Consider the following 3,437-nt stretch of genomic DNA (forward strand, 5'->3'; position numbering starts at 1 on the left):
AAACTTTTAAAGTATCGGCAGACAATTAACTCCTCGGGTGGAAGTCCTTTATCACCTGCTTCAGGTAGTCGCGATCCAGGTGAGTATAGATCTCTGTGGTGGTGATGGACTCGTGGCCCAGCATCTCCTGCACAGCGCGCAGGTCGGCTCCACCCTCTATTAAATGCGTAGCAAAGGAGTGTCGGAATGTATGGGGACTCACTGTTTTCTGAATTCCGGCTTTAGCCACCAAGTCTTTGATGATAGTAAACACCATGACGCGAGACATCTTAGCGCCCCTGCGATTGAGAAACAGGATGTCTTCGTTTCCTTTTTTGATAGTGAGGTGGCACCGGATTCCCTCCCGATACAGGTTAATATGCTTGAGTGCATCACGGCCAATCGGCACCAGGCGCTCTTTTTCGCCTTTACCACTGATTTTCAGGAAGCCTGCATCGGCATACAGGTTACTGATGCGCAGGTCCAGCAATTCAGATACACGGAGGCCGGAACTGTAAAGCGTTTCCAGCATAGCCCTGTTTCGTGTGCCTTCAGGTGTAGACAGGTCTATGGCTGCCAAAAGCTCCTCAATTTCATGAAAAGCCAGCGTATCTGGTAGTTTGCGGCTCAGTTTAGGCGCTTCAATGGTATCGGTGGGATCAGTCTGCATCATGTCTTCCATGATAAGAAACTTGTAAAAAGCCCGTATGCCAGACAGCGTCCGCGCCTGCGAGTGCGGTGTCATACCCAGTTCATTCACCCACTGCAGGAATTCCCGCAGGATGGCGGGCGTAATATTTTCCGGGCTCACCTGCTGCCCTTTTAAATCCAGAAAATCGATCAGCTTGCGCACATCCCGCACATAAGCCTCCACAGAGTGCTTCGACAGCGACTTCTCCAGTTTCAGGTACTCCTCAAATTGCTTTATGCTGATGCGCCAGTTCACTTTTCTGAATTAAGAATGATGAATTAAGAATTAGAAGGATCGGGTCAGCAAAGTCTAATCGGCTGAACTCCTTTGTCCTTCGTCTTAAATTCTTTTGTCAAAGAATAAATAGAGCAAAGATAGTTAATCCTTACCTTTGTAGCTTCTAAAATGGCAAGAAGTATACTATGGAAATACTCATCCTGAATGGCCCTAACCTGAATCTGCTGGGCACGCGCGAGAAATCGGTGTACGGCAGCCGTTCTTTTGAAGATTATTATAAAGAACTGGAAGAAGATTTTCCAGATCTGAAGCTTTCCTACTTCCAATCGAATACCGAAGGAGCTTTGATAGATAAGCTGCACGAGGTGGGTTTCAGCTTCAAAGGCATTGTGTTCAACGCCGGCGCTTATACCCATACTTCCGTGGCGTTATCAGATGCCATCAAGGCTATTGATACCCCTGTGATAGAAGTACATATATCAAATGTTTATGCACGGGAGGCTTTCCGCCATAAAAGTATGATAGCACCTTACTGCACTGGCAGCATCAGCGGTTTCGGATTGGAGAGCTATCGCCTTGCCTTACAGTTTCTTGAGCGACAAAAACCAAAACAGGTAGGGTTCAGAGTATAGATTCTGTAACCTGCGCCGTTATACTTTCGTCTAATTAAGTTCATATTTTAGAATATAGTCCGAAAACTATATTAACTTGCTTCCCTATGCTTAACTTCTATCCCGGTCCGTCTAAAGTATACCCTGAGGTGCGCCAGTACTTGGTAGATGCCTATGATGAGGGTATTCTGAGCACGCCGCATCGGGGTGAGCAGTTTGTGCATTTATCGCGTACGGTGGTTGGCTCCATGAAGCGCAAGCTCAACATTCCGCAGGATTACCACATCTTTTTTGTTTCGTCGGCCACAGAGTGCTGGGAGATATTAGTGCAGAGCTTTACTACGCATAAGAGCTCTCATATTTACAACGGTTCTTTTGGGGAGAAGTGGTTTCAGTATGCGCAAAAGCTGCGCCCTGAAGCAGAAGGTTTCTCTTTTGACTTCAACGAAACCATGCCAGTAAGCGAGCTTCAGATCAGCCCGGACACTGAACTGATTTGCTTTACGCAAAACGAGACGTCTAACGGCACGCAGGTAAGCCCGACTACGATCCTGAACCTGCACAACCGCTACCGCGACACCCTGATTGCAGTAGACGCTACCTCTTCTATGGCTGGTCTGAACCTTAAATTGATTAAGGCCGACATTTGGTACGGATCGGTGCAGAAGTGCTTTGGCTTACCTCCCGGGTTGGCTATTATGGCCTGTTCGCCGCGCGCTATACTTAGGGCCAAGAAAATAGGTGAGCGTGCGCATTACAACAGCCTGGTAACCATGCATGAGAAAATGCTGAACTACCAGACAACGCACACACCAAACGAGATAGGCATTTACCTGCTCAAGCGTATGCTGGAGGATCGTCCGTTTATCAAAGGCATAGACCAGCACCTGACAGACCGTGCCCTCGACCTGTATACGTTCTTCGAGCAGTTCTCCGACTTTAAGTTGCTGGTAGAAAACGAGGAGGTGCGCTCTAAAACCGTTATCGCGCTACAAGGTAACGACAGGCTGATAGAAGAGCTGAAGAAGCGCGCGCTGCACCACGGCATCCGCCTAGGCAATGGCTATGGGCAGTGGGCCAGAAACACCTTCCGTATTGCTAACTTTCCGGCCATAGAGGACGAAGAATATGAAGAACTGAAGCGCTTCTTCCTGCACTATTACGCCTGATTTTTAAGATATAAAGCTGCCTGTTTTGCTCATGCCACAGGACATACTGCTTACTCCCATTCATAATTCGTTATTCTAAACTCGTACGTATCACCCATGTTCAGTTTCAAAGAGATAGCGTCGGTTACACTCACGCTGTTTGCCGTGATTGACATTATCGGCTCTATTCCTATCATCATTGATTTGCGCAAGCGCGAAGGCAAAATAGAATCAGAGAAAGCTACCCTTATATCAGGTGTGCTGATGATCATTTTCCTGTTTCTGGGGCAGTCTATCCTTAGCTTGTTTGGGATTGACTTTGAATCGTTTGCCATGGCAGGCGCTATCATCATTTTCCTGATTGGTCTGGAAATGATCCTGGGCAAAGACTTCTTCCATTCTGATCCTGAAACCAAGAGCGGCTCCATTGTACCTTTGGCTTTCCCGCTGATTGTGGGTGCCGGTACCATGACGACCTTGCTTTCGCTACGTGCCGCTTACTCGCTGCCAAACGTATTAGTTGGCATCGTGCTAAACCTGGTGTTCGTATACCTGGTGCTGAAAGGCAGCAGTTGGATAGAGCGTAAACTCGGCAAAGACGGCGCCAACGTACTGCGTAAAGTATTTGGCATTATCCTGCTGGCTATCGCCATCAAACTGTTTAAGACGAATTTATAAGAATTTTGAATGTGTGATTGAGTGAATGTGTGAATTTTAATTATGAATGACTGACTTTTGAATGATTGACTACTATTCTTCTTGTCATCTTGT

The 3,437-nt window shown here is 47.1% G+C and carries 4 protein-coding genes; 3 read left to right on the forward strand and 1 reads right to left on the reverse strand.

The genetic code is table 11. The features are described 5' to 3' along the window. Positions 1-25 precede the first annotated feature (25 nt). On the reverse strand, positions 26-925 hold the full coding sequence (gene xerD / locus ACFQ2O_RS20635; RefSeq protein ID WP_377532579.1) for a site-specific tyrosine recombinase XerD: 900 nt from the start codon (positions 923-925) through the stop codon (positions 26-28). 167 nt (positions 926-1,092) lie between these two features. Here xerD and aroQ point away from each other — a divergent pair, with 167 nt between their 5' ends. The 3 genes from aroQ (at position 1,093) to ACFQ2O_RS20650 (ending at position 3,344) form a co-directional block, all read left to right on the forward strand. Next, the gene (gene aroQ, locus ACFQ2O_RS20640) at positions 1,093-1,539 is read left to right on the forward strand and encodes a type II 3-dehydroquinate dehydratase (protein ID WP_377532582.1); all 447 of its coding nucleotides are present in this window, start codon (positions 1,093-1,095) and stop codon (positions 1,537-1,539) included. A gap of 86 nt (positions 1,540-1,625) precedes the next feature. Continuing rightward, on the forward strand, positions 1,626-2,687 hold the full coding sequence (locus ACFQ2O_RS20645; protein ID WP_377532585.1) for an aminotransferase class V-fold PLP-dependent enzyme: 1,062 nt from the start codon (positions 1,626-1,628) through the stop codon (positions 2,685-2,687). A gap of 96 nt (positions 2,688-2,783) precedes the next feature. Then, positions 2,784-3,344 (forward strand): MarC family protein, encoded by a 561-nt coding sequence (locus tag ACFQ2O_RS20650; RefSeq protein ID WP_377532588.1) that lies wholly within the window; start codon positions 2,784-2,786, stop codon positions 3,342-3,344. Positions 3,345-3,437: the final 93 nt, after the last annotated feature.

It is taken from the genome of Pontibacter rugosus (assembly GCF_042678745.1).
GTDB classification, from domain to species: Bacteria; Bacteroidota; Bacteroidia; order Cytophagales; family Hymenobacteraceae; genus Pontibacter; species Pontibacter rugosus.